Genomic DNA, 23,627 nt, shown 5'->3' with positions numbered 1-23,627 from the left:
TGGTAGTTCTTTTTTAAAACTTGGATTATGTTAAAAAACATTTTAAATTTAGAAGGAGCTCAAGCCTTATCCATAAGTGAGCAAAAAACAATTACTGGAGGAATTACAGATAACGGAAAAGCTCCGGTGCCGCCAGGGTTGATTTGTTGTGAATGGATTATTATGTGTGGTTCTCAAATCTGTATTCGTGAAGATGTTGTTTGTGAAACAACTAGTGAAATGTAATAGATTTTTGTTTTATAACTGCCTGAAATGACTTCAGGCAGTTTTTTTAAATTATTTTTGAAGACAAAATTTACAACTTGAAGAAATTTCCCAATTACATACAAGCCGACAGTAAAGATTGTGGTCCAACCTGTTTAAAAATCATTGCCAGGCATTACGGAAAAACGATCAATATCCAAAAGCTGCGTGATTTTAGTGAAACTACACGGGAAGGCAGTAATTTGCTGTTTCTTAGCGAAGCCGCAGAGAAAATCGGATTTCGGACTTTAGGGGTAAAGCTCAATTTGGAGCGCTTGGAAGAGGCGCCGCTTCCGTGTATTTTACATTGGAATAAAGAGCATTATGTGGTGCTGCATGATATAAAAAAGGGGAATTATTGTATTTCTGATCCTGCATTTGGGCTCTTGGAATACAATCAAGCTGATTTTCTCAAATTTTGGATCGGAAACAATGCAGTGGCAACAACGCAAGAAGGAGTGGCACTTTTATTGGAAGCTACACCTAAATTTCATAAGTCTGAGTTTGATGATGATGAAGAAACCGGTGCGTTGGGTTTCGGAATTCTGTACAAATACCTTTGGCAGTACAAGAAGTTTTTGGTGCAGCTTAGTATCGGTTTGTTGGCCAGTAGTTTGCTGCAGCTTATTTTTCCTTTTCTTACTCAAAGTATTGTAGATGTCGGGATTCAGAATCAAAATATTAAGTTTATTTACCTGATCCTTTTCGCGCAATTATTTCTTTTTGCCGGACGAACCGCATTGGAACTTATCCGCAGTTGGATTTTACTGCACCTTTCCACCCGAATTAATATTTCACTCATTTCGGATTTTTTCATCAAGTTAATGAATCTTCCCATTTCGTTTTTTGATGTACGGATGACCTCAGACATCATGCAGCGGATTAACGATCACAAAAGAATTGAACGCATCCTGACAACTTCTTCACTGAATGTTCTTTTTTCGGTGATTAATATGGTTGTTATGGGAGGGGTTTTGGCGTATTACAACCTTAAGATTTTCTTGGTCTTTTTTGCAGGAAGCATTGCCTATTTTGGTTGGATTACCTTGTTTTTAAAACGAAGAGAAGTGTTGGATTATAAACGTTTTTCCGAAGTAAGTCAGGAGCAGAGCAAGGTAATGGAACTTATCAATGGGATGCAGGAAATCAAGCTGCACAATGCGGAACGACAAAAACGGTGGGGATGGGAATACGTTCAGGCGCGTTTGTTTCGCGTTTCTATTAAAGGATTGATTTTGGAACAAACGCAATCCATTGGTTCATCGGTAATTAATGAATTGAAGAATATCTTTATTGTCTTTTTATCGGCTAAGTTGGTAATCGATGGGGAAATTACTTTAGGGATGATGATGGCTATCAGTTCCATTGTAGGAAGTTTGAATGGACCGATCACGCAGCTCATCGGTTTTGTTCGAGAACTTCAGGATGCTAAAATTTCTTTGGCGCGACTTTCGGAGATTCATGAAAAGGTAGACGAAAAGCAATTGGAGGTAAATCAAACCAACGAAGTGCCGAAGAATCAAGACATTGCAATTAAAGATCTTTCTTTTAGGTATTTGGGTTCGGATGTTCCGGTTTTAGATAATTTAAACCTTACCATTCCCACCAAGAAAGTTACGGCTATTGTGGGAGTGAGTGGTAGTGGGAAATCAACATTGATGAAATTACTTTTAAAGTTTTACGAACCGGAAAAAGGTGAGGTAACCCTTGGAAGCACTCAGTTAAAAAACATTTCACAAAGAGCTTGGCGAGACACTGTAGGGGCTGTGATGCAAGAAGGATTTGTTTTTAGCGATACCATTGCCAACAATATTGCGGTTGGAGTAGATGTAGTGGATAAAGAGCGTTTGTTGTACGCTGCTGAGGTGGCCAACATCAAAGAGTATGTGTTTGGTCTTCCTTTAGGGTTCAATACTAAAATTGGTTCCGAAGGAGTAGGTATGAGTACCGGACAGAAGCAGCGATTACTAATTGCCCGTGCCGTTTATAAAAACCCAGAGATGTTGTTTTTTGATGAAGCAACATCAGCTTTGGATGCCAATAACGAAAAGGAAATCATGCGCAAACTGGATTTGTTTTTCAAGGATAAAACCGTAGTAGTGATTGCCCATCGTTTAAGTACGGTCATGAATGCCGATCAGATTGTAGTGTTGGATAAAGGGAAAATTATAGAAATCGGAAGTCATTCGGCTTTAGTGGAACAAAAAGGAAATTATTTTGAATTGGTGCGCAATCAATTGCAATTAGGAAATTAACATGACAGAAGATACGCAAGATTTTGAATTGAGAAGTGAGGAAGTACAAGATATTCTCACCAAGGTTCCGCATTGGATGATTCGATGGGGTAGTCTTTTGGTTTTGGTGATTATCATTATGATGCTGATGTTATCCTGGTTTTTACGTTATCCTGATGTAGTTGCCTCTGATATTGTAATTACCACCAATGTTCCGCCGGAAAAACTGGTAGCCAAAACTTCCGGAAGAATTGAGGCAATCTTGGTTAAAGATCATTCACAGGTAAAGGAAAATACGCCTCTGGCGGTCATTGAAAATTCGGCGCGTTATCAGGATGTATTTGTTTTAAAATCATTATTGGATAGTTTTAAACCAGGAATGTCTTTTGCGTTTGAAAAATTGAATAACGCTCAATTGGGAGAAATCGAAAATGCCTATTCGGTTTTTCACAAAGACTATGTGGCTGAGAATTTAAATACCAATTTACAGCCTTTTCAGGTAGAGGCCAATGCACAGCAATCGGAAAGCGGACAGTTGGCAGAGCGCTTGAAATTACTGCTTCAGCAAAAAGAAATCAATGAGCAGGAATTGAAACTGCAGAAAAACGAATTGAATCGGTATGCCACGCTTCATAAAAAGGGAGTGATTTCGGATCAGGAATTTGAAGTGAAGAAACTTTCTTTTTTGCAATCCGAGAAGAATTTTAAAAACCTGCAAACTTCTATTTCTCAGCTCCGTTCGTCTTTAATAGACAACAAACGAGCGGTTAAAGGAACCCAAATCAGCGGGACAAAAGAAGAAGTGAATCTGGAGCGCAATGTCGCACAGTCGTTTTACCAATTAAGGAAGGTAATTAAAGATTGGGAGCTTAATTATGTTTTGCGGTCTTCCATAGAGGGTGAAGTTTCTTTTTTGCAGATTTGGGTAGAAAACCAAACAATCTCTTCCGGGGAAAACGTGTTTTCAATCGTTCCTAAAGTTCAGGAGGGTTATGTTGGAAAAGTGAAAGCTCCGGCACGAAATTCGGGTAAAATTAAAGTAGGACAGCAGGTCAATATCCGTTTGGCGAATTACCCTGATCGTGAATTTGGGGTGTTGAAAGGCGAAGTGAAAAATATCGCATTGGTTCCGGATAAAGACGGAAACATAATGATGGATGTTGCTTTGCCGAAGATTCTAAAAACCAATTACAAGAAAGTGATCCCTTTTCAGCAGGAAATGAAAGGTTCGGCCGAAATTATCACCGAAGATTTGCGTTTATTGGAACGAATTCTGTATCAATTCCGTGAGTTGTTTAAGACTGCTTAAAGTTTCAGGTAAAACTCTTTGGTTAATTCGATGTATTCAGAAGTGTATTGATGGCGTGCTGTTTCAATAACCAATTCGTCAACTAAAGGAGCTTGGTTAATTCTTGAAAATGCCATTAAACTTCGTTTGATTTCTGTTGTAGGAGTACCTTTAACGCGGGTGATTTTCAAAGGAAACAATCCTCTTTCTTGGCAAAGAGTTTTTAACTTTTCTTCTTCTTTAAAAGGAATGATCAAGGAAAAAACACCATTTTCCGATAGAAAAAAATCAGCAGCTTCGACTAAATCTTCAAAAGGAAGGGAATCTTCAAATCGTGCGTTGTCACGCTGGTTGTCTCCGGATTTGTATTCATCGGTATAAAAGGGAGGGTTGGAAACGATCAGGTCGAACTCTTCGTCTACTTCGTCTACAAACTCGTCCAAACCTGCGTGATAGCAGTATAAACGATCGTTCCAAGGGGAATTTTCGAAGTTTTCGGTGGCTTGCTCGTAAGCGTCGTCGTCAATTTCAATGGCGTCAATCTGTTCGGCATTGCTGCGTTGCGCTAACATCAAAGCAACCAAACCAGTTCCTGCTCCAATATCCAAAATATTGAAAGGATTGTTGATTAAGGGAGTCCAAGCGCCCAATAAAACGCCGTCGGTACCCACTTTCATGGCGCAACGATCTTGTTCTATTTTGAATTGTTTAAATTGAAACATGATTGGGTGTTTCTGCTTAGTGTGACTGTAAACTATCCTAAATACAGATCTACCAATCCTTCAGGAGTATTTAAAACCACTTTTTTGTTGGCGCGATCGATTTCCACAATAAAATCGTCAATCATTGGAATCAGGATTTCAACATCGCCCTTCATGATTTCGAAAAGCGGTTGTGCTGTAGAATCGTTAATGGAAACGATTTTTCCGATATTGCCTAAGCGTGTATCTTCTACATCAAAACCAATTACTTCGTGAAAGTAGAATTTTTTACCGTCAAGTTTCGGTAACATTGTTAAGGGAAGGTAAACTTCGCTTCCTAAAATTCGATCGGCATCTTCTTCGCTGTCTACCTCTTCAAACTTTACTCTTAAAAAGTCGCCTTTGTGAAGCTGACTTTTTTCAATAAAAAAAGGAATCAGGTTTTTGCCTACTTCGACAAAAACCGATTCCAAATCTTCATACATTTCGGGTTCGTCGGTGTCTAAATACACCAGGACTTCTCCCTTAAAACTAAATTTTTTTGCGATTTTACCTAAATAGAAACACTCTTCTTTACGCATGGAACCGCTTTAAAATTAAGCTTGAGTTTCTTCGTTGTTCTCCTCTACAGCTGGAGCTTCTTCAGTAGCAGCTTCCGCTACTTCTTCAGCAACCTCTTCTGTAGCTTCTTCTGCTTTTGCAGCTTCAGCCTGAGCAGCGATACGTTTTTCGTTAGCAGCTTTTTCAGCTTTTAAAGCCTCAGCTTTAACATCAGCTTTCGATTTTGCTAAACCGTCTTTTTTCGCAGTAACTTTTCCAGCTTTCTCCTCTAACCAAGCAGCTAATTTAGCTTCAGCTTGTTCAGCAGTTAAAGCGCCTTTGCGAACTCCACCTTCTAAGTGGTGTTTTAATAAAGCACCTTTGTAAGAAAGGATAGCTCTTGCAGTGTCAGTAGGCTGAGCACCGTTGAATAACCAAGTAACTGCCTTGTCTAAATTCAAGTCGATAGTTGCAGGGTTAGTGTTTGGATTGTAAGTTCCGATTTTCTCTAAGAATCTACCATCTCTTTTCGCGCGAGCATCTGCTGCTACGATCCAGTAAAAAGGTTTCCCTTTTTTACCATGTCTTTGTAATCTGATTTTTACTGACATAATCTTTTAGATTAAATTTTGAGGTACACGACCTCGATTAATTAAGGGTGCAAAGATATAAAACTTTATGATACAAAATAATTTTTGCAAGGATTTTTGAAACAGATATCGTTTTGATTTTCTGTAAGTTGAACTTTAAAAGAAAAAAATTGGTTTTGATTAATTTAAAGTTATTTTTGTGAAACATTTTTCAAAACACAAAATAACGATGAAAAAAATAGTTGCATTACTTGCTCTTGTTTTGGCGGTAACCTCTTGCAGTGAGGATATTAAGGTGAACAGTCCTGCATTTCAGGCTAATAAAAATAATAATTTTTGGCAGGCAAACAGTATGACTGCTTTTGCTGATGCTAATGGTATAACCATTGTAGCAACTGTGGGGTCGGAAATTGTTACGCTTCACACTAATGCGGCTACTGCTGGAACCTATTTATTGGGTTTAAATGATGTTAATACAGCTACTTTTGAATCAACTCCGGCTACTGGGGCTTATTTTGAAACCGGGCCAAGTATTGGTTCAGGTGTTATTACTATTACGCCAAACCAGACTCCGGGAACCATTACGGGAAAATTTGAGTTTGTTGCCCAAGACGAGGATGGCAATGAGGTTAACTTTACTAAGGGAGATTTTTATAAAATCCCTATTCAATAAGATTAAAATCTCGAAAAGTAAATTAAGCCACTCTAAATCAGGGTGGTTTTTTGTTTAAAATAAAAGGTTAATTGTGAGCGGTTTACAAAATTATTATCCTATCTTTACCGAAATTTTTAAAATAATTATATGAACATTTTTGTTGGGAGTCTTCCGTTTTCAATCGACGAGGCAGATTTAAGAGGGTCTTTCGAGGCTTATGGTGCTGTAAATTCAGTTAAAATTATTACTGATAAATTTACAGGAAGAAGTAAAGGTTTTGGTTTCGTAGAGATGGAAAACGATGAGGAAGCTCAGAAAGCAATTGACGAATTAAACGGTGCTACTGTTGGTGGTCGTGCAATTGTAGTTAACAAATCAGAACCGAAACCGGAAGGTGAAAGAAGAAGTTTTAATAACAACCGTTCAGGCGGAGGTTACGGAAACAACCGTGGTGGTGGAAACTATGGCGGTGGAAATAGAGGAGGAAGATACTAGACTTTATTCTATAGAATTACAAAACCATCTCACATCGAGGTGGTTTTTTTTTGAGCGAGAGGTTTGGGCTTTTCAGGAATCCCTGTTCCCGTCTTCGCCTTAAGTCCCGATAAATCGGGAGCTACCGGCTCAACCGGGGCTAAAAAAGCAGCCTCTTTTGTGTTTGTTAATAACTAAAATTGACAATCCGCCTGCGAAAATGTATTTTTGTTTCAGCATAAAATTCTTTTGAATTCAGTGCTTAAAGCTTAAAAATCAACCGAATGTATTTAATCTTCGATACCGAAACCACCGGATTACCGCGCAGTTGGTCGGCACCCATAACCGATACCGACAATTGGCCACGTTGTATTCAAATTGCCTGGCAGCTGCACGACGAGATGGGAAATCTTGTCGAGCATCAGGACTATTTGGTCAAACCGGAAGGCTTCAACATTCCTTACGATGCTGAGCGTATTCACGGAATTTCCACCGAATTGGCCATGGAGCAGGGAATTTCGTTATTGGAAGTGTTGGAGAAATTCAATATCGCTTTATCCAAAGCAAAATATATTGTTGGTCAGAACGTAGGTTTCGACGTGAATATCATGGGGTGTGAGTTCCATCGTATGAATGTAGGTTCCGATATGGTAAAAATGCCGGTTTTAGACACTTGTACCGAAACCACTGCAGAATTATTAAAACTACCCGGAGGTCGTGGCGGAAGATACAAACTGCCAACACTAACGGAATTACACCAATATTTATTTGGAGAGCCGTTTGCAGAGGCCCACAACGCAACCGCCGACGTGGAAGCCACTACACGCTGTTTCTTAGAATTAATCAAACGTGAGGTTTTTACCAAGGAAGAGCTTGATGTAACCGAAGATTATTACGACCGTTTCCGCGAGAACAATCCTCAGGAAATCCAGCTGATTGGTTTAAAGCACATCAACCTGAAAAAAGCGTCCGATGAAATTCGTGCGCGTTTAAAACAAATTCAGCAGGAAGAAGTTAGGCAAACCATTTCCGAAGAAGATAAAAAAGATTTAGAGCATGCGGCTTATGTCCACCTGCATAACCATTCCCAGTTTTCGGTACTACAATCTACCATTTCAATCAATGATTTAGTAAATGCAGCTGTGAAAAACAAAATGCCTGCGGTAGCCATGACCGATGTGGGGAACATGATGGGTGCGTTTCACTTTGTGAGCGCTGTATTCAACCACAACAAAGCTGCGGAAGCCAAAAATAAAGCGGCTGAGGAAAACGGTGAAGCTCCAACGGAAACTATCGTAAAACCAATTGTAGGGTGTACCTTCAATATTTGTGAAGACCATAAAGACAAGACCAAAAAAGACAACGGATATCAAGTAGTTTTTCTGGCTAAGAATAAAAAAGGGTATCATAATTTAGCCAAAATGGCGTCCATCGCCTATACGGAAGGTTTTTATTATGTACCGAGAATCAACCGCTTGGTAGTTGAACAATACAAAGAAGATATTATTGTTTTGTCCGGAAACCTCTATGGGGAAATTCCGAGCAAAATTTTGAATATCGGTGAAAATCAGGCGGAAGAGGCGCTGGTGTGGTGGAAAAATCAATTCGCGGACGATTTCTACATCGAAGTAATGCGTCACAATCAGGAAGACGAAAATCGTGTAAACCAAACCCTGATTGCTTTTGCCCGTAAATACAACGTAAAACTGATTGCCACCAACAATACCTATTACGTAGCCAAAGAAGACGCCAACGCCCACGATATTTTATTGTGTGTGAAAGATGGAGAGAAACAGGCTACTCCAATCGGAAGAGGGCGTGGCTACCGTTACGGGATGCCGAATCAGGAATACTATTTCAAGTCGGAAGCGGAGATGAAAAAACTCTTCGCCGATTTGCCGGAAGCCATCATCAACATTCAGGAAATCATTGATAAAGTGGAAGCGTATTCGCTGTACCGCGACGTATTGCTTCCTAAATTTGACATTCCGGACGAATTCAAAGTTGAAGAAGATAAAGCCGATGGCGGAGTGCGTGGAGAAAATGCCTATTTACGCCATTTAACGTATGCCGGAGCGGAACGACGTTATCCGGAAATTACTGAGGAGATTCGCGAACGTCTGGATTTTGAGTTGCTAACCATTTCGAATTCGGGCTACCCCGGTTACTTTTTGATTGTACAGGATTTCATTGCCGAAGCGCGAAAAATGGGAGTTTCAGTAGGTCCTGGTCGTGGTTCCGCTGCGGGTTCTGCCGTTGCTTATTGTTTGGGAATCACCAACATCGACCCGATTAAATACGATTTGCTTTTTGAGCGTTTCTTAAATCCGGATCGTGTATCGATGCCCGATATTGATATTGACTTTGATGACGAAGGCCGTGGGTTGGTAATGGATTACGTAATCAACAAATACGGAGCGAATCAAGTAGCGCAGATCATTACTTACGGTAAAATGGCAACCAAATCAGCGATTCGGGATACCGCTCGTGTATTGGATTTGCCGCTATTTGAAGCCGATAGAATTGCGAAATTGATTCCGGGAATGATGCCGAGCAAATGGAACTTGGCACGTTTTTTAGCAGAAGACGAAGGCGAAGTAAAAAAAGCCTTGAAATCTTCGGAGGAATTCGACCGCGTTAAAGAATTAATTGCCATTGCTAAGGAAGAGGATTTGGCCGGAGAAACCATTCAACAGGCAAAAATGTTGGAAGGTTCCTTACGAAATACAGGAATTCACGCCTGTGGGGTGATTATTACTCCGGATGACATTACTAATTTCGTTCCGGTAACCACTGCAAAAGATTCCGATTTGTACGTAACGCAGTTCGACAACTCGGTCGCGGAAAGTGCCGGTCTTCTGAAAATGGACTTCTTGGGATTAAAAACCCTTACCTTAATAAAAGATACCGTTAAATTGGTAAAATACCGTACCGGAATCTTGCTTGATCCGGACACTTTTCCAATTGACGATCAAAAAACATATGAACTGTTCCAAAGGGGGGAAACCGTCGGGATTTTCCAGTACGAGTCGCCCGGGATGCAGAAATACATGAAAGAGCTGAAACCTACGGTTTTTGGAGATTTGATTGCGATGAATGCGCTTTATCGTCCGGGACCGTTGGAGTACATTCCGTCTTTCGTAAAAAGAAAAAACGGAGAAGAGGAAATCACCTATGACCTTGATGCTTGTGAAGAATATTTAGCGGAAACCTATGGGATTACCGTTTATCAGGAGCAGGTGATGCTTTTGTCGCAGAAGCTGGCAAACTTCTCCAAAGGGGATGCCGACGTTCTTCGTAAAGCGATGGGTAAAAAGCAGAAAGATGTCTTGGATAAAATGAAGTCCAAGTTCATTGATCAGGCGATGGCTAACGGTCATGATGAGAAAAAATTAGACAAGATTTGGACGGACTGGGAAGCGTTTGCGAGTTACGCCTTCAATAAATCCCACTCCACCTGTTATGCTTGGATTGCTTATCAAACGGCTTATCTGAAAGCACACTATCCCGCGGAATACATGGCAGCGGTACTTTCCAACAACATGAACGATATCAAACAGGTTTCGTTCTTTATGGAGGAATGTAAACGCATGGGCTTGGATGTATTAGGTCCCGATGTAAACGAATCGTTTTATAAATTTACGGTAAACGAAAATTATGCGGTGCGTTTCGGAATGGGCGCGATCAAAGGTGTGGGAGAAGGTGCTGTAAAAACTATAGTCGATACTCGTAAAGACGGAAAATACAAATCCATCTTTGATTTGGCCAAACGCATTGATTTACGAGCTGCGAATAAAAAAGCCTTTGAAAACTTGGCTTTAGCAGGTGGTTTTGATTGTTTTGAGAATACCCATCGGGCCCAATATTTTCATCACGATGGGGATAATATTACGTTTTTGGAAAAGGCGATGCGCTATGGTTCTAAAACGCAGGAGAATGAAAACTCGTCTCAGGTAAGTTTGTTTGGCGATGCTTCAGAAGTACAAATTCCGGAACCAACCGTGCCACCGTGTGAGGAATGGTTTACGATGGAAAAATTGGCCAAAGAGAAAGAGGTTGTTGGGATCTACATTTCCGGACATCCGCTGGATGATTACAAATTTGAAATGAAGTATTTCTGCCCGACACGTTTGGAGGCTTTAAAAGATTTAAACCCATTTGTTGGAAAAAATATAGCGGTTGGAGGAATCGTAACCAACGTACAGCACCGAGTGGCTAAAAACGGAAAAGGCTGGGCGACCTTCAATTTGGAAGGCTACGACGAAAGTTATGAGTTTAGGATTTTTGATGAGGAATACCTAAGATTCCGTCATTATTTGGGACAGAACCATTTTGTGTACATCCGTTTGAACGTGAAAGAAGGTTGGACCAATAAGGAAACCGGTAAAAAATCCGATCCGCGTTTGCAGTTTGTGGATGTGTTGCAGTTGCAGGACGTGTTGCCGAAGTTTTCCAAAAAACTGATTTTACAGTTTTCGATTTCCGAGCTTCGCGAACAACTCATCATGGAACTGAACGAATTGTTCAAAGCCAATGCCGGAGAAACCACGGTAACTTTTGAAGTGATGGAACTCGAGCGCGTGAAAACCATTGTGGAAGTGCCCATAGTGAGTGAAATGAACGATTCGGATGAGGTGGGTGATGCGGATGAAAGTTTGGACGAAGTGGAGTTAACCGTTCCCGAGGAAAAAGAAGAAATTAAGGTGATTACCAAACTCAGTATGCCAAGCAGAAAACTTAAAGTGGGGATTTCCAATGCGGTGTTGAACGAACTGGATCGTTTGCAAATTAATTTTAAACTGAATTAAAGAGCCAAACCCCTAGCCCCGATGGAAGTGGAAATCCTTTTTAATTGGCACGTTGAGCGGAGTCGAAATGTGGTAATTGAAAAGATTGGAACGTACAGCGGGAAAAAGCTACCAATAAAAAATACCAATGATAACATAATGAAAACTGATTTTCAAACCGATTGGGATTCAAAATAAAGTTTTATTTTTGTTCAACAATTTTAAACAACATTAAAATGGCATTAGCAATTACAGATGCTACTTTTGACGAAGTAGTATTAAAATCAGATAAACCGGTATTAGTAGATTTTTGGGCAGCGTGGTGTGGACCGTGTCGTATGGTGGCGCCAATCATCGACCAAATCAGCGAAGAGTATGCTGGTAAAGCCGTAATCGGTAAGGTGGATGTAGATGCGAACCAAGAGTTTGCTGCAAAATACGGGGTTCGTAACATTCCTACGGTATTGGTGTTCCAAAACGGAGAAGTGGTTGGAAGACAAGTAGGAGTTGCACCTAAAAATACCTACACAGAGGCTATCGACGCTTTATTATAATTGATAAGAAGTGTTCACAATATAAGGTTCGGCGCAAGTCGGGCCTTTTTTGTTTTGGAGCGAAGGGTTTGGGCGTTTTTAAAAACTTTGTTCCTGCTGTCCGCGCTACACGGTAGCTCGCTCCCATCAGGGCTAGGAGGGAAACTATTTTTTTCTTTTGGAATCTTTTAATCTTTAAATTTTTCAATCATTCAATCTTTCAATATCTTTGGAAGATGAAGATCGAGAGTCAAATCGCGAAAATATCCAGTTTTCAGCATCTTGAATTATTGGCCAACCAAATTGTGGAAGGCTTTATTTCGGGCATGCACAAATCGCCGTTTCATGGTTTTTCCGCAGAATTTGCGGAGCATAAAATTTATAACGCCGGCGAAAGCACCAAGCACATCGACTGGAAACTCTTTGCTAAAACCGATCGTTTGTACACCAAACGCTTTGAGGAGGAAACCAATTTACGCTGTCATTTAATCATCGACAATTCCTCTTCAATGCATTATCCGAAACTGAAAGAAGGGCAGTTGTTTTACGAGAATAAAATCGGGTTTTCGGTATTGGCTTCGGCAGTTTTGATGAATTTGCTCAAGAAACAACGCGATGCAGTTGGATTGAGCGTGTATTCGGATACCTATGAGTATTATGCGCCGGAAAAAGGAAGTGAGCGGCATCACCGTATGCTGTTGAATCAGTTGGAAGGAATTTTGCAAACGCCAAAAGAAACCAAAACAACCGACACGATTACCTATCTGCACCATATTGCCGAGAAATTGCACCGCCGCTCGATGGTGATTTTGTTTACCGATATGTTTCAGGGAGAAAGTAACGAGCGTTTGTTTAAAGCGTTGCAGCATTTAAAGCACAACAAACACAAAGTGGTCTTGTTTCATGTAATTGATAAAAAGACGGAATTTAAGTTTGATTTTGACAATGCTCCGAGAAAATTCATTGATCTGGAAACCGGAGAACAGGTAAACCTTTTTGCAGAAAATGTAAAATCGGAATATGAAAAGTTGGTGGAAGTTTATTTTGAGCAAGTGGCTAATACTTGTTCGCAATACAAAATCAAGTATGTTCCGGTCTCGGTTGATGAAAAATTTGAAAAAATTTTAACCGCTTATCTTATTGAAAAACAGAAGTTTGGGTAATGTTTAAATGTTAAAATTTAAAAACTATTGAAAAAATATTTGCAGGATTTGAAAAGGGTTGTATATTTGCATCCGCAATAAAGCACTGGTTTGGTAGTTCAGTTGGTTAGAATACATGCCTGTCACGCATGGGGTCGCGGGTTCGAGTCCCGTCCAGACCGCCAGTAAAGAGGAAGCCTTTCGAAATAAAGAAAGGCTTTTTTGCCCTCTTAAAATATTTAAAATAGTTGTGTTGTTTAGGTACGAAAGTACCAGGTTTAGTAGTTAGACCAATGAAAAGCTTTCCATTTAATTGGAGGGCTTTTTTGATTTATACCCTTTCTGATTCTTTGAAATTGACTTTCAGTAACTTATAAAAAATATTTATTTTTCTTGCTTAAATCCTTGCAAATACAATAAAAACGTGCTATTTTCGCACTCGAAATAAAAAACTGGTTTGGTAGTTCAGTTGGTTAGAATACATGCCTGTCACGCATGGGGTCGCGGGTTCGAGTCCCGTCCAGACCGCCAGTAATTAAAAAGCTCTACATTTTGTAGGGCTTTTTTATTTTGTTATATTTTTCTTACTTTCGAAAATAAATGTGAAATTTATTTAAAGAGTTTAGTGTTTATTTTGAAATGGTTTTCTTTGAGTTTGACTAAGTAATTTTTATTAAGACAAGTATGAAAAAACAATTACTATTATTTTTCTTTTTTTGGTCTTTGGTTGCTGTTTCGCAATGTAATTATAGTTTTGTAATGACTGATTCCGGGAATAACGGATGGGGTGGAAACACTATGAGCATTAAACAAAATGGGGTTACCGTAGCAACTATCGGCTCAACGTTTACCTCTGGAGCCGGGCCTGTTACGGTTCAGGTTGCTTTACAGGATAATCAGCCTTTTCAGCTTTTTTGGAACACAGGAGGGACTTCGTCTTTTCAGGTAGGAGTTACAGTAAATAATGCTTCAGGAGATCCGGTATATAGAAAACTACCTGGCGTTGGATCCCAGAACAGTCTTTTATTTTCAGGAATGGTTAATTGTTCAACAAGTTGTATAAGACCTTTAAGTGTTTCATCAAGCAATATAAGTCAAACTTCTTCTTCTATTAGCTGGAATACTGCAACAGCAGGATCGCAATCAGAAGTTTTAGTATTGCCTGCTTCAAGTCCATCACCTTTATTGTCGGATGTTGGAATCTTAGTCTCTTCAAATACTTTTGTTGCCACAGGTTTATCATGTAATACCCAATATAAGGCTTATGTTAGAACTATTTGCGATTCTACCGCTTCGAGTGGTTGGATTGCATCTCCAGCTTTTACAACCCTTTCGTGCGTGCCTTCCGGAAATGCAACTTGTTTAGGAGCATCTTCTTTATGCGGGATGTTGGGGGTGGCCTTTCCTAATACCACTAGTGTGGCAAATCAAGGAACTATGGGGTGTTTGAGTTCTACACCGAATCCGGCGTGGTTTTATTTTTCCGTAAATTCATCCGGAAGTTTAAATATGGTAATTGAACAGAGTACTTCCATTGATTTTGTACAAGCTGATTTGGATGCCGATTATGTTTTATACGGGCCTTTTAGCGAACCTGTAACACCATGCAATGGACAGCTTACCGCGAGTTTGAGTTGTAGTTATTCGGCTCAATCAGTAGAAAGCATCAATCTGGCTTCCGTTCAGGCCGGGTCTTATTATTATTTGATGGTAACCAATTTCAGTGATGACCCTGGGTTTATCAGGATTACTCAAACTGGAGGAGATGCTGTTTTGAGTTGTGCTGGTTTCAAACTGGAAGCGTTTTTGGACAATAATTCCAATGGGTTAAAAGATACAGGGGAAATTAATTTTCTGTCTGGTCAGTTCAATTATCAAAAAAATAATACAGGCGATGTGCACAATATAGCAACCTCCAGCGGGTTTTTGAATATTATTGATGCAAATGCTGCCAATACCTATGACTTTGGTTATCAGATCAACTCCGAATATGCGCCATTTTATGCTTTGAGCACGACTGTTTATAATGATATTGTACTAACCTCGGCTGGAATTAATCAGATTAATTTTCCAGTTGTTCCAACTTCTCCTTACAACGATGTAAGTACACAAGTTTTTGCTATGGGACAGCCTCGACCGGGTTTTGCTTATAAAAACAAGATTGTTTATACGAATAACGGAAATCAGATTGCAAATGGTACAATTGCTTTCACCAAAGATGCAGCTTTGAGTATAACAGCGGTCTCTCAAACAGGAACGGTTTCTACAGCTAATGGTTTTACCTATGATTTTACAAACCTTCAGCCTTTTGAGACCCGAACCATTGAAGTAACCATGCAGGTGCCGACTATTCCAATCATTGAATTAGGGAATCTTTTAACTAATTCTGTTGCGGTTTCAATACTGCCAACAGTTGATGCTATTGCAGATAATAACTCTTCAGAATTAATTGCAGTAGTTGTTGGTTCCTACGACCCGAACGACATTATGGAGTCTCATGGAGCGAAAATTATCCATGCAGGTTTTGATTCTGATGAGTACTTGTATTACACCGTGCGTTTTGAAAACACAGGCTCGGCATCAGCTCTTAATGTAAAAGTGAATAATGTTTTGGATGCCAAATTGGATGAAACGTCTTTAAAAATGGTGAGTTCAAGCCACAACTTTATCATGGATCGTGTTGGAACGAACATCAATTGGGATTTTAAGAACATCAACTTAGCAGCGACCAGTCAAAACCCTAATTTAAGCAAGGGATATGTTGTTTACAGGATAAAACCAAAACCGGGTTATGCGGTTGGAGATATCATCCCAAGTACTGCCTCAATTTATTTTGATTACAATCCGGCAATCGTGACCAATACGTTCAATACGGAATTTGTTTCCCAACTTGGTGTGGAGGAGTTTGAAAATGCTGTATTTGGCTTCTATCCGAATCCTGTAAAAGATTTAGTGACGGTTTCAGTTAAAAACAATAATGATTTCCTTTCAAGTATCGCGGTTTACGATTTGACAGGAAAAATGATCGCTACCAAGTCGTTCACAACAGCAACTGCTTCTGAAACCATTGATTTGTCGGGAGTGGCAAAAGGAATGTATTTGATTGAAGTTACCACGAAATCCAATCTGAAAACAATTAAGAAACTACTAGTTGAATAAACGAAAGCCTCGATAATTCGAGGCTTTTATTTTATATTTGTTTTTCAAGTCAAAAAGAATGAAAAACCCAAAGCTGGCCTTACTAATTGGTATTTTTTGCATTTCCCTTTTTCCGGTTTTGGTAAAAGCGACTCCGGTTTCCGGTTTGAGTTCTGCGTTTTATAGAATGGCGATTGCTTTTGCCCTACTTCTTCCCATTGTTTTGTTTAAGAAAAAATTAGAAAAACCAAACACTCGAACAGCTTGGATTATAGTTTTGTGCGGAATTTGTTTCGGTTCTGATATTGCAGTTTGGAACATTGCCATTCAAAAATCTACAGCTACACAAGCTACTCTGCTTACCAATTTGGCGCCAATTTGGGTGGGTTTGGGCATGTTTTTCTTTTTACCGGAGAAACCCAACAGGAATTTTTGGATCGGGGCATTTTTGGCGCTGGTCGGTATGGTGGTTTTAATCGGAACGGAAACGTTTTATCAGTTTAAATTTGACATTGGTTTTGTCTTTGGAATATTGTCCGGCGTTTTCTATGCGATTTACATGTTGCTCAGCAAATACGTGCTTCGACAAATGTCGTCCTTAAGTTTTATTACCTACAGCATGGCGGTTTCAAGTCTTTTCATAGGCGGGATTTGCCTTGTTTATAAACAACCGTTTTTCGGTTTTTCCACTTCGGTTTGGGGTGTTTTGGTGGTGCAGGGAATTGTTTGTCAGTTGATTGCCTGGACATTGCTGAGTTATGTGACCCAAAAGATGGAAGCCAACCGCGTTTCGTTAAGTTTGCTTAGTCAGGTGTTGGTGACCTCATTGATTGCCTGGTTGTTTTTGGGAGAAATCATTACCCTTCAGATGCTTATTGGCGGACTAATCATTTTAATCGGCATCGGAATCACTTTTTATAAAACCAAAGAAAGTTAGAACCAACTGCTTCTGAATTCCCAAACTTTCATCAGAAATAAACCAAAATACATTACGCACACCACAAATTTCATAAACGTAGAAGCCAGAAAACCAACAAATGAACCGGTTGCCGCTTTTACAGCGCGTTTGTGGTCTTTGTCGTAAATAAGTTCGCCTAGTAAAGCTCCGAGGAAAGGACCAATAATTACACCAAAAGGAATTGGTGCAATCAACCCAACCACTAACCCGATATTGGTTCCCCAAACACCATACGAGCTGCCTCCAAAACGTTTGGTTCCTTTGGCCGGTATCACATAATCCAGAATTATAACGATTAAGGCGATTAACAGCGTAATGCCTAAAACCCAATAGTCATTCGGAACTGTTTTGGTAAGGTACAATAGCAGTAAACCTACCCAGCTGATTGGTGGTCCGGGCAAAACCGGAAGGAAGCTTCCTAAAATTCCAACGATCATGCATGTAAATCCCGCGAGTAATAAAAAGTATTCCATAAAATTTTTACTATTTTTGGCTTTTAAAGTTACAATTTTCATGCTAAAAAAACTTTTTGTACTCTTTTTCTTTTCTCTTGTGATGGTGTCTTGTCAGCTGTTTGATAAAAAAACGCCCTCGGAAGAAGAACTTCTGCAAAAAGAATTACAGAAAATTGACTGGAAAAAAGTAGATGCGTTTCCAACGGTAGACGCTTGTGAAGTGATTACAGACGAGGCACAACGCCGCCAATGTTTTTTTGAATATTTGACCCAAACAATTCAGGAAAAATTAAGTGTTGATACCTTAAAAATCCTTTATCCTGAAGTTGATACTATAGAAGTAAAAGTAACGGTGTTTCCCGATGCGCGTTTGCAATTCGAACCTCAATTTCCGAAAGACAGCGTAGCTTATGATACCATAAAAATCGACAGCATCCTCCATGCCAAATTAGTCGATTTTCCGAAAGTTAATCCAGCAATTAAACGCGGGGTTCCTGTGAAAACCCAGTTTGTGTTACCGGTTATTTTAAAGTCGGAGTAGTTTTATTTAATATTCTCCCGTTTCCACTCAAAACCACCTATCAGGGAATAAATGGCGACAACCGTACTGAAAATCGGGTAAATAATAGCGCTAATTGGTGCCGAATACAGGCGCATTCCCAGAAATTTATTGGTTTTATACATCAAAAAGAAATCAATCAAGAATTTTATTCCGAACAGTACGGTCAGCAATTGCCATGACATCAATCCGAAAATTACAAGCAGTGCGCCAATCAGTAAGGATAAATTAGCCAATAAAACAATAATGGCAAGGCCTTTGGAAAAATCACTTTGATACGCTGTAGCTTTCGAAGCCCAACGCACACGCTGTTTGAATAATTTTGCCCAGCTTTTTTCCGGTTTTGTGGTTACGATGGCTTCTTTTGCTTTTAAATAATGCACTTTTTTGGGAACTTTTGCCATAGCTTTTTGCAGTAGAAAAACGTCGTCACCACTGGCAATATGGTTGTTGCCTTTGAAGCCTTCCAAGTCCCAAAACAATTTCTTGGTGTAAGCAAAATTGGCTCCGTTGCACATGAAGGCTTCCTTTAAACCAAAACTTCCAATAGTGGCACCTTGTAAACTCAGTAAATCCAGCTGCTGAAAATGCGAGAGCAGCAATCCTCTGGATGGAAATCGCACTGCTCCGGCAATCATTTCCACTTCGTTATTTTGAATGTAATTGTCGTATGTGGTAAGCCACTCGGGTTGTACTTCACAATCGGCATCGGTAGTGATAATCCAAGGGTTTTTGGCTATGGTTACCGCGCGTTGTATGGCATCTTTTTTGGGTGATTTTGAAATGCGAACATTGTCAAGAATCGTTAAATGTATCCACGGATTTTCCATGCGCCAGCGGTTGATGGTGCGTTCGGATTCGTCGCTGGAAGCATCGTTTACAAAAATAAGTTCGAATTGTTCTTTGGGGTATTTTAGATGTGAAAACGATTCCAATAATTCGGGCAGTTTTTTTTCTTCATTACGAAACGGAATAACTACAGAAAAAGACGTTTTGTTTTCGGAAGCAGTTTTTTTGAATGATTTTATTTTTGAAAATCCCCAAATCAGCAATCCGATAAAAATAACGTAATTGATAAAAATCAGTGCAAATAACAAGTTTACGATTTCCATTGCGCTTTAAAATTTAAAACAAAATAACTTCCGATAACCACTGGGATTACGGTATTCAGGAACCACATCAAAGTGCTGATAAACACCACAATCCATTCGTTTACACCCAGTAATCCGAAAAAATAAACGGCTACACTTCCTTTTACCGCAAAATCCAGAAATTGAAAACTAGGTAAGGACGAAGCTAAAAAATAAACACTTGTAATGGTGGCCATCAAAATTAAATACGGAAGCTGTACATCGAAAATTAAAAATAGGAAATAATATTGATGCGAGAAAACCAAATAGCGACCAATAGCCAACAAAATGTTTTTTCGGTGGATCGGTTTTGGGATTTCGTTGATTTTATGGATCAGTTTTTCAAGTGAGTAGCCTTTAATGCTGATTTTTTTGGTGAAGAATAAAATAAGCAGAAGAAGTGTGAGCGCTCCAAATAAAACACCAACGGTTGCTGTGGTGATTACCTTGAAATTTGCGTTAAAATACAACAAACCGAAAATTCCGAAAAGAATCGTGAGCAGCATTTGAATCCCGTTGCAGATAAGGTTCAGAAAGACCACTTTTTTAGCTTTGTCTTTTGAGAAGAACAACGCTTTTCCGGCATATTCTCCAATTCCGTTGGGGGTGAACAATCCTGCCGTTAAGGCTCCTAGTACTTGTTTAGAAGCTTCTCCTAATGAAATTTCTCGAATCACTTTTACCAAATTCTGCCATTTCAAGATTTCAAGGAATCGGTTTAAAAAAGTAAGGAACAAAATAAGGGAAATATTTCCGATGGATTGCTTTTCTTTTAAAAGAGAAATGAATTTGGACCAGTCCAGTTTCTCGTTGTGGGCAAGGTGGCTGTAAATGAAATAAAATGCACCGCTTACAATCAAAAGTTTGATTATAAGAACCAGGAATTGTTTAGCTTTGTTGTTGAAAGAAATCATCACGCAAAATAACGAATTAAAATTGGCAAACGAACGTATTATCTTAGGCATCGACCCCGGAACAACCATTATGGGTTTCGGACTCATCCGCGTGGTGAATAAAAAGATGGAATTTGTACAGTTAAACGAATTGCAGCTCAACAAAATGGACGACCATTACATGCGACTAAAGCGTATTTTTGAACGTACCATCGAATTAATCGACACCTATCATCCGGACGAAATTGCCATTGAAGCGCCCTTCTTCGGCAAAAACGTACAATCGATGTTAAAGTTAGGACGCGCACAAGGGGTGGCAATGGCTGCCGGTTTATCACGTCAAATTCCAATTACCGAATACGAACCCAAAAAAATCAAAATGGCCATCACCGGAAACGGAAATGCCAGTAAAGAACAAGTGGCAAAAATGCTGCAACAATTATTAGGTTTAAAAGAATTGCCTAAAAATTTGGATTCTACCGATGGTTTGGCGGCAGCAGTTTGTCATTTTTTCAATTCCGGAAGAGTGGAAGTTGGCAAGAGTTATTCCGGTTGGGATGCGTTTGTGAAACAGAATGAATCAAGAATAAAAAAATAGTTTTGGTTACAGAACTGTGAACTGTGACTGCAACCGTAAACTAAAAATATGAGCGGTATCTACATCCATATCCCTTTCTGCAAGCAGGCCTGTCATTACTGCGATTTTCATTTTTCTACTTCCCTGAAGAAGAAAGACGAAATGGTACTGGCATTGGCTAAAGAAATTCGTTTGCGCAAAGATGAATTTACAGATGAAACCGTTGAAACCATTTATTTCGGTGGCGGAACTCCGAGTATTTTAGAAATTTCGGATTTAAAAATACTGATTGATGAAGTCTATAAAAATTACAACGTAGTAGAAAATCCTGAAATCACTGTAGAAGCCAATCCCGACGATTTAACCGAAGCGCGAATCATTGCGCTGTCAGAAAATAAAATCAACCGTTTAAGTATTGGGATCCAATCGTTTTACGAAGAAGATTTAAAGCTGATGAACCGCGCGCATAACGCTGAAGAAGCAAAAAAATGCCTTGAAATTGCCACTAAATATTTTGATAACATCACCGCGGATTTGATTTACGGAATCCCTGGGCTTACCAATGAAAAATGGCTGCAAAATATTCAGACTTTGTTGGATTTGAACATTCCGCACATCTCCAGTTATGCTTTAACGGTCGAGCCGAAAACCGCCTTACAGCAATTCATCAGGCAAGGAATCGTTCCACAACCTGATGATGCAGTGGCCCATGAGCAGTTTTTAATGTTGGTGGACACATTGGAAGCCAATGGTTTTGTGCATTACGAACTGTCTAATTTTGGAAAACCGGAATACTTTTCGAAGAACAATTCGGCGTATTGGTTAGGGAAGAAGTACTTAGGAATAGGACCTTCAGCACACAGCTACGACGGAATCAATCGAAGCTGGAATGTTGCAAATAACGCCATTTACATCAAATCTTTAGCTGAAGATAAATTGCCTAGCGAAATTGAAACTTTAACCCAAACCGACCGTTACAACGAATACATCATGACCGGATTGCGAACTGTTTGGGGTGTTTCTTTGGAAAGAATCAAAACTGAATTTGGAGAAAATATGCTGCATTATTTACTTCAAAATGCAGAGCGTTATTTAGCGGACGAAAAACTGATTCTTGAAAATAATATACTTTGTACCACTAAAAAAGGAAAATTCTTCTGCGACGGAATTGCCTCCGATTTATTTTACTTAAATTTGGAAGAGTAATCCTAAAAAGTATAACTAATTCGGTTTAGACGATGAAACAGCCTGAAGTAAATTTAGACACCTATCTTGACAGTCACTATATCCACAGAAGCAACTGGTTAAGAGCTGCTGTTCTTGGGGCAAATGACGGAATTTTATCCACTGCCAGTATTGCAATAGGAATTGCAGCTGCCAGTGATGTTCGTGAACCAATTGTTTTAGCAGCGATGGCCGGTTTGGTTGCCGGTGCTTTGTCGATGGCGGCCGGTGAATACGTTTCGGTAAGTTCACAAACCGACATTGAAAAATCCGATATCGAACGGGAGAAACGTGAATTGGCAGAAACTCCCGAACTGGAACTCCAGCTTTTAACCGAGATTTATCGCCGAAGAGGATTGTCACAGGAAACAGCGCATTTGGTCGCTAAAGAATTAACCACTCATGATGCCTTAGGCGCACATATCCGAGACGAATTAGGAATCAATGAAATCAGTCAGGCAAAACCATTGCAGGCAGCTTTGGCTTCTGGGGCAGCATTTACCGGCGGAGGATTATTGCCACTTTTAGCCACATTTTATTTGCCGGTTTCGGGCATGGAATATTATCTGTACGGTTTAGCGATTTTCTTTTTGATCGTGTTGGGAGCAATATCAGCAAAAGTTGGTGGTTCAAATGTTAGCAAAGCAATTTTTCGGATTACCTTCTGGGGAACAGTAGCCATGGGATTAACCGCTTTGGTTGGTTATCTTTTTGACGTTCAGGTTTAAAATATTTTATGAAAGCAACTATTAAACATCAAGATATTATTTTCGAGATCAATTTATCGCAACCCATTGATATCTCTTTGCCACTTTCCAATACGGATCAAAATCCGATTGCCTGGTACATCGAAAAGCCGGAAATCGAACCCGTTCGTTTTGGGGATTGGGTAGGGAAGGTTTCGGAAGGGAGTTCGTCTACGAATTTCAATAACATTTTTTTCAATCCGCACGGACATGGGACGCATACGGAATGTTTGGGGCATATTACCCGTGAGTTTTACAGTATCAACCAATCACTCAAGCAGTTCTTCTTTACGGCAGAAGTAATTTCAGTTGTTCCGCAAGCGCAAGGTGAAGATTTTGTGATTACCAAAGTACAGATTGAAAATGCTTTACAGGGAAAATCTCCCGAAGCGATAATCATCAGAACTTTGCCTAATTCATCAGAAAAAACCTCAAAAAAATACTCGAACACGAATTGGCCTTACCTTTTGGAAGAGGCTGCGGCGTTTATCCGCGAAAGCGAAATTCAGCATTTACTAATTGATTTGCCAAGTGTGGATAAAGAACACGACGAAGGAAAGTTGTTGGCACACAAAGCCTTCTGGAATGTGAAAAACGTAAACCAGTTAAATGCGGATGCACGAATGAATTGCACCATCACCGAATTGATTTATGTTAATGATTCAATAGCAGACGGCAGCTACATACTAAACCTGCAAATCGCGTCGTTTGAAAATGATGCAAGCCCGAGTAAACCCGTTTTATATAAAATTTTGTAAGT

General features: G+C 39.6%; 21 protein-coding genes and 2 tRNA genes. 17 read left to right on the top strand and 6 right to left on the bottom strand.

Going from position 1 to position 23,627, the window contains the following annotated elements; genetic code table 11:
* The first annotated feature begins 27 nt into the window (after nt 1-27).
* The 3 genes from LZZ90_RS00935 (at nt 28) to LZZ90_RS00925 (ending at nt 3,786) form a co-directional block, all read left to right on the top strand.
* On the top strand, nt 28-225 hold the full coding sequence (locus LZZ90_RS00935) for a hypothetical protein (protein ID WP_237788805.1): 198 nt from the start codon (nt 28-30) through the stop codon (nt 223-225).
* A 77-nt stretch (nt 226-302) separates the two neighbouring features.
* Complete coding sequence (locus LZZ90_RS00930; protein ID WP_237788804.1) at nt 303-2,498, top strand: peptidase domain-containing ABC transporter; 2,196 nt, start codon at nt 303-305, stop codon at nt 2,496-2,498.
* A gap of 1 nt (nt 2,499) precedes the next feature.
* A complete protein-coding gene (locus tag LZZ90_RS00925) occupies nt 2,500-3,786 on the top strand; it encodes an HlyD family secretion protein (RefSeq protein WP_237788803.1) in 1,287 nt (428 codons plus the stop codon).
* On the opposite strand, the gene LZZ90_RS00920 is transcribed toward LZZ90_RS00925, so the two are convergent.
* The 3 genes from LZZ90_RS00920 to LZZ90_RS00910 are packed head-to-tail and all read right to left on the bottom strand — an operon-like array spanning nt 3,783 to nt 5,617.
* Nucleotides 3,783-4,523: a tRNA1(Val) (adenine(37)-N6)-methyltransferase gene (locus LZZ90_RS00920; protein ID WP_370640602.1), complete on the bottom strand. Its 741-nt coding sequence runs from the start codon at nt 4,521-4,523 to the stop codon at nt 3,783-3,785. The genes LZZ90_RS00925 and LZZ90_RS00920 overlap by 4 nt on opposite strands.
* Complete coding sequence (rimM, locus tag LZZ90_RS00915; RefSeq protein ID WP_237788801.1) at nt 4,520-5,047, bottom strand: ribosome maturation factor RimM; 528 nt, start codon at nt 5,045-5,047, stop codon at nt 4,520-4,522. Before rimM ends, LZZ90_RS00920 begins: the two co-directional genes overlap by 4 nt.
* Nucleotides 5,048-5,062: 15 nt before the next feature.
* On the bottom strand, nt 5,063-5,617 hold the full coding sequence (locus tag LZZ90_RS00910) for a 30S ribosomal protein S16 (RefSeq protein WP_237788800.1): 555 nt from the start codon (nt 5,615-5,617) through the stop codon (nt 5,063-5,065).
* A 208-nt stretch (nt 5,618-5,825) separates the two neighbouring features.
* Here LZZ90_RS00910 and LZZ90_RS00905 point away from each other — a divergent pair, with 208 nt between their 5' ends.
* From LZZ90_RS00905 to LZZ90_RS00865, 9 genes are all read left to right on the top strand, one after another.
* Nucleotides 5,826-6,269: a DUF6252 family protein gene (locus tag LZZ90_RS00905; RefSeq protein ID WP_237788799.1), complete on the top strand. Its 444-nt coding sequence runs from the start codon at nt 5,826-5,828 to the stop codon at nt 6,267-6,269.
* Nucleotides 6,270-6,398: 129 nt separating this feature from the next.
* Nucleotides 6,399-6,746 (top strand): RNA-binding protein, encoded by a 348-nt coding sequence (locus LZZ90_RS00900; protein WP_237788798.1) that lies wholly within the window; start codon nt 6,399-6,401, stop codon nt 6,744-6,746.
* Nucleotides 6,747-7,009: 263 nt separating this feature from the next.
* Nucleotides 7,010-11,533: a DNA polymerase III subunit alpha gene (dnaE, locus tag LZZ90_RS00895; RefSeq protein ID WP_237788797.1), complete on the top strand. Its 4,524-nt coding sequence runs from the start codon at nt 7,010-7,012 to the stop codon at nt 11,531-11,533.
* A 215-nt stretch (nt 11,534-11,748) separates the two neighbouring features.
* Nucleotides 11,749-12,066: a thioredoxin gene (gene trxA, locus LZZ90_RS00890; RefSeq protein WP_023569337.1), complete on the top strand. Its 318-nt coding sequence runs from the start codon at nt 11,749-11,751 to the stop codon at nt 12,064-12,066.
* A 215-nt stretch (nt 12,067-12,281) separates the two neighbouring features.
* Nucleotides 12,282-13,208 carry a DUF58 domain-containing protein gene (locus LZZ90_RS00885; protein ID WP_237788796.1) on the top strand — a complete coding sequence of 309 codons (927 nt, stop codon included), beginning with the start codon at nt 12,282-12,284 and terminating at the stop codon, nt 13,206-13,208.
* An 87-nt stretch (nt 13,209-13,295) separates the two neighbouring features.
* A tRNA-Asp gene (locus LZZ90_RS00880) sits at nt 13,296-13,372 on the top strand.
* 269 nt (nt 13,373-13,641) lie between these two features.
* Nucleotides 13,642-13,718, top strand: a tRNA-Asp gene (locus LZZ90_RS00875).
* 153 nt (nt 13,719-13,871) lie between these two features.
* On the top strand, nt 13,872-16,346 hold the full coding sequence (locus LZZ90_RS00870) for a T9SS type A sorting domain-containing protein (protein WP_237788795.1): 2,475 nt from the start codon (nt 13,872-13,874) through the stop codon (nt 16,344-16,346).
* A gap of 58 nt (nt 16,347-16,404) precedes the next feature.
* Nucleotides 16,405-17,262: a DMT family transporter gene (locus tag LZZ90_RS00865; RefSeq protein ID WP_237788794.1), complete on the top strand. Its 858-nt coding sequence runs from the start codon at nt 16,405-16,407 to the stop codon at nt 17,260-17,262.
* On the opposite strand, the gene LZZ90_RS00860 is transcribed toward LZZ90_RS00865, so the two are convergent.
* Entirely contained in the window at nt 17,259-17,756 is a 498-nt protein-coding gene (locus tag LZZ90_RS00860) for a DUF456 domain-containing protein (RefSeq protein WP_237788793.1), read from the bottom strand. The two genes, LZZ90_RS00865 and LZZ90_RS00860, sit on opposite strands and share 4 nt — an antisense overlap.
* A 40-nt stretch (nt 17,757-17,796) precedes the next feature.
* Between LZZ90_RS00860 and LZZ90_RS00855 the strand changes: the two genes are divergently transcribed.
* Nucleotides 17,797-18,279 carry a hypothetical protein gene (locus tag LZZ90_RS00855; protein WP_237788792.1) on the top strand — a complete coding sequence of 161 codons (483 nt, stop codon included), beginning with the start codon at nt 17,797-17,799 and terminating at the stop codon, nt 18,277-18,279.
* Nucleotides 18,280-18,281: 2 nt separating this feature from the next.
* Here the strand turns inward: LZZ90_RS00855 and LZZ90_RS00850 are convergent, their stop codons facing one another.
* Both LZZ90_RS00850 and LZZ90_RS00845 read right to left on the bottom strand, forming a co-directional pair.
* On the bottom strand, nt 18,282-19,409 hold the full coding sequence (locus LZZ90_RS00850; RefSeq protein ID WP_237788791.1) for a glycosyltransferase: 1,128 nt from the start codon (nt 19,407-19,409) through the stop codon (nt 18,282-18,284).
* Nucleotides 19,397-20,341 carry a lysylphosphatidylglycerol synthase domain-containing protein gene (locus LZZ90_RS00845; RefSeq protein WP_237789175.1) on the bottom strand — a complete coding sequence of 315 codons (945 nt, stop codon included), beginning with the start codon at nt 20,339-20,341 and terminating at the stop codon, nt 19,397-19,399. Before LZZ90_RS00845 ends, LZZ90_RS00850 begins: the two co-directional genes overlap by 13 nt.
* A 22-nt stretch (nt 20,342-20,363) precedes the next feature.
* On the opposite strand from LZZ90_RS00845, the gene ruvC reads away from it, so the two are divergent.
* Genes ruvC through LZZ90_RS00825 form a run of 4 tightly spaced genes read left to right on the top strand, consistent with a single transcriptional unit; the run spans nt 20,364 to nt 23,625 of the window.
* Nucleotides 20,364-20,918: a crossover junction endodeoxyribonuclease RuvC gene (gene ruvC / locus LZZ90_RS00840; RefSeq protein WP_237788790.1), complete on the top strand. Its 555-nt coding sequence runs from the start codon at nt 20,364-20,366 to the stop codon at nt 20,916-20,918.
* Nucleotides 20,919-20,966: 48 nt separating this feature from the next.
* Nucleotides 20,967-22,103: a radical SAM family heme chaperone HemW gene (hemW, locus tag LZZ90_RS00835; RefSeq protein ID WP_237788789.1), complete on the top strand. Its 1,137-nt coding sequence runs from the start codon at nt 20,967-20,969 to the stop codon at nt 22,101-22,103.
* A 32-nt stretch (nt 22,104-22,135) separates the two neighbouring features.
* Entirely contained in the window at nt 22,136-22,849 is a 714-nt protein-coding gene (locus LZZ90_RS00830) for a VIT family protein (protein WP_237788788.1), read from the top strand.
* An 8-nt stretch (nt 22,850-22,857) separates the two neighbouring features.
* On the top strand, nt 22,858-23,625 hold the full coding sequence (locus LZZ90_RS00825) for a cyclase family protein (protein WP_237788787.1): 768 nt from the start codon (nt 22,858-22,860) through the stop codon (nt 23,623-23,625).
* The last annotated feature ends 2 nt before the right edge of the window (nt 23,626-23,627 follow it).

It is taken from the genome of Flavobacterium sp. SM15, from assembly GCF_022012335.1.
In the GTDB taxonomy this organism is placed as follows: Bacteria; Bacteroidota; Bacteroidia; order Flavobacteriales; family Flavobacteriaceae; genus Flavobacterium.
Note: the sequence above shows the minus strand (reverse complement) of the source record. Positions and strands in the feature narration are given on the sequence as shown.

Bases quoted from the DNA above. Each gene is read 5' to 3' on its own strand.
- LZZ90_RS00935 (WP_237788805.1), top strand. From the start codon at position 28: ATGTTAAAAAACATTTTAAATTTAGAAGGAGCTCAAGCCTTATCCATA.
- LZZ90_RS00925 (WP_237788803.1), top strand. From the start codon at position 2,500: ATGACAGAAGATACGCAAGATTTTGAATTGAGAAGTGAGGAAGTACAA.
- rimM (WP_237788801.1), bottom strand. From the start codon at position 5,047: ATGCGTAAAGAAGAGTGTTTCTATTTAGGTAAAATCGCAAAAAAATTT.
- LZZ90_RS00910 (WP_237788800.1), bottom strand. From the start codon at position 5,617: ATGTCAGTAAAAATCAGATTACAAAGACATGGTAAAAAAGGGAAACCT.
- LZZ90_RS00905 (WP_237788799.1), top strand. From the start codon at position 5,826: ATGAAAAAAATAGTTGCATTACTTGCTCTTGTTTTGGCGGTAACCTCT.
- LZZ90_RS00900 (WP_237788798.1), top strand. From the start codon at position 6,399: ATGAACATTTTTGTTGGGAGTCTTCCGTTTTCAATCGACGAGGCAGAT.
- dnaE (WP_237788797.1), top strand. From the start codon at position 7,010: ATGTATTTAATCTTCGATACCGAAACCACCGGATTACCGCGCAGTTGG.
- trxA (WP_023569337.1), top strand. From the start codon at position 11,749: ATGGCATTAGCAATTACAGATGCTACTTTTGACGAAGTAGTATTAAAA.
- LZZ90_RS00885 (WP_237788796.1), top strand. From the start codon at position 12,282: ATGAAGATCGAGAGTCAAATCGCGAAAATATCCAGTTTTCAGCATCTT.
- LZZ90_RS00870 (WP_237788795.1), top strand. From the start codon at position 13,872: ATGAAAAAACAATTACTATTATTTTTCTTTTTTTGGTCTTTGGTTGCT.
- LZZ90_RS00865 (WP_237788794.1), top strand. From the start codon at position 16,405: ATGAAAAACCCAAAGCTGGCCTTACTAATTGGTATTTTTTGCATTTCC.
- LZZ90_RS00860 (WP_237788793.1), bottom strand. From the start codon at position 17,756: ATGGAATACTTTTTATTACTCGCGGGATTTACATGCATGATCGTTGGA.
- LZZ90_RS00855 (WP_237788792.1), top strand. From the start codon at position 17,797: ATGCTAAAAAAACTTTTTGTACTCTTTTTCTTTTCTCTTGTGATGGTG.
- LZZ90_RS00850 (WP_237788791.1), bottom strand. From the start codon at position 19,409: ATGGAAATCGTAAACTTGTTATTTGCACTGATTTTTATCAATTACGTT.
- LZZ90_RS00845 (WP_237789175.1), bottom strand. From the start codon at position 20,341: ATGATTTCTTTCAACAACAAAGCTAAACAATTCCTGGTTCTTATAATC.
- hemW (WP_237788789.1), top strand. From the start codon at position 20,967: ATGAGCGGTATCTACATCCATATCCCTTTCTGCAAGCAGGCCTGTCAT.
- LZZ90_RS00830 (WP_237788788.1), top strand. From the start codon at position 22,136: ATGAAACAGCCTGAAGTAAATTTAGACACCTATCTTGACAGTCACTAT.
- LZZ90_RS00825 (WP_237788787.1), top strand. From the start codon at position 22,858: ATGAAAGCAACTATTAAACATCAAGATATTATTTTCGAGATCAATTTA.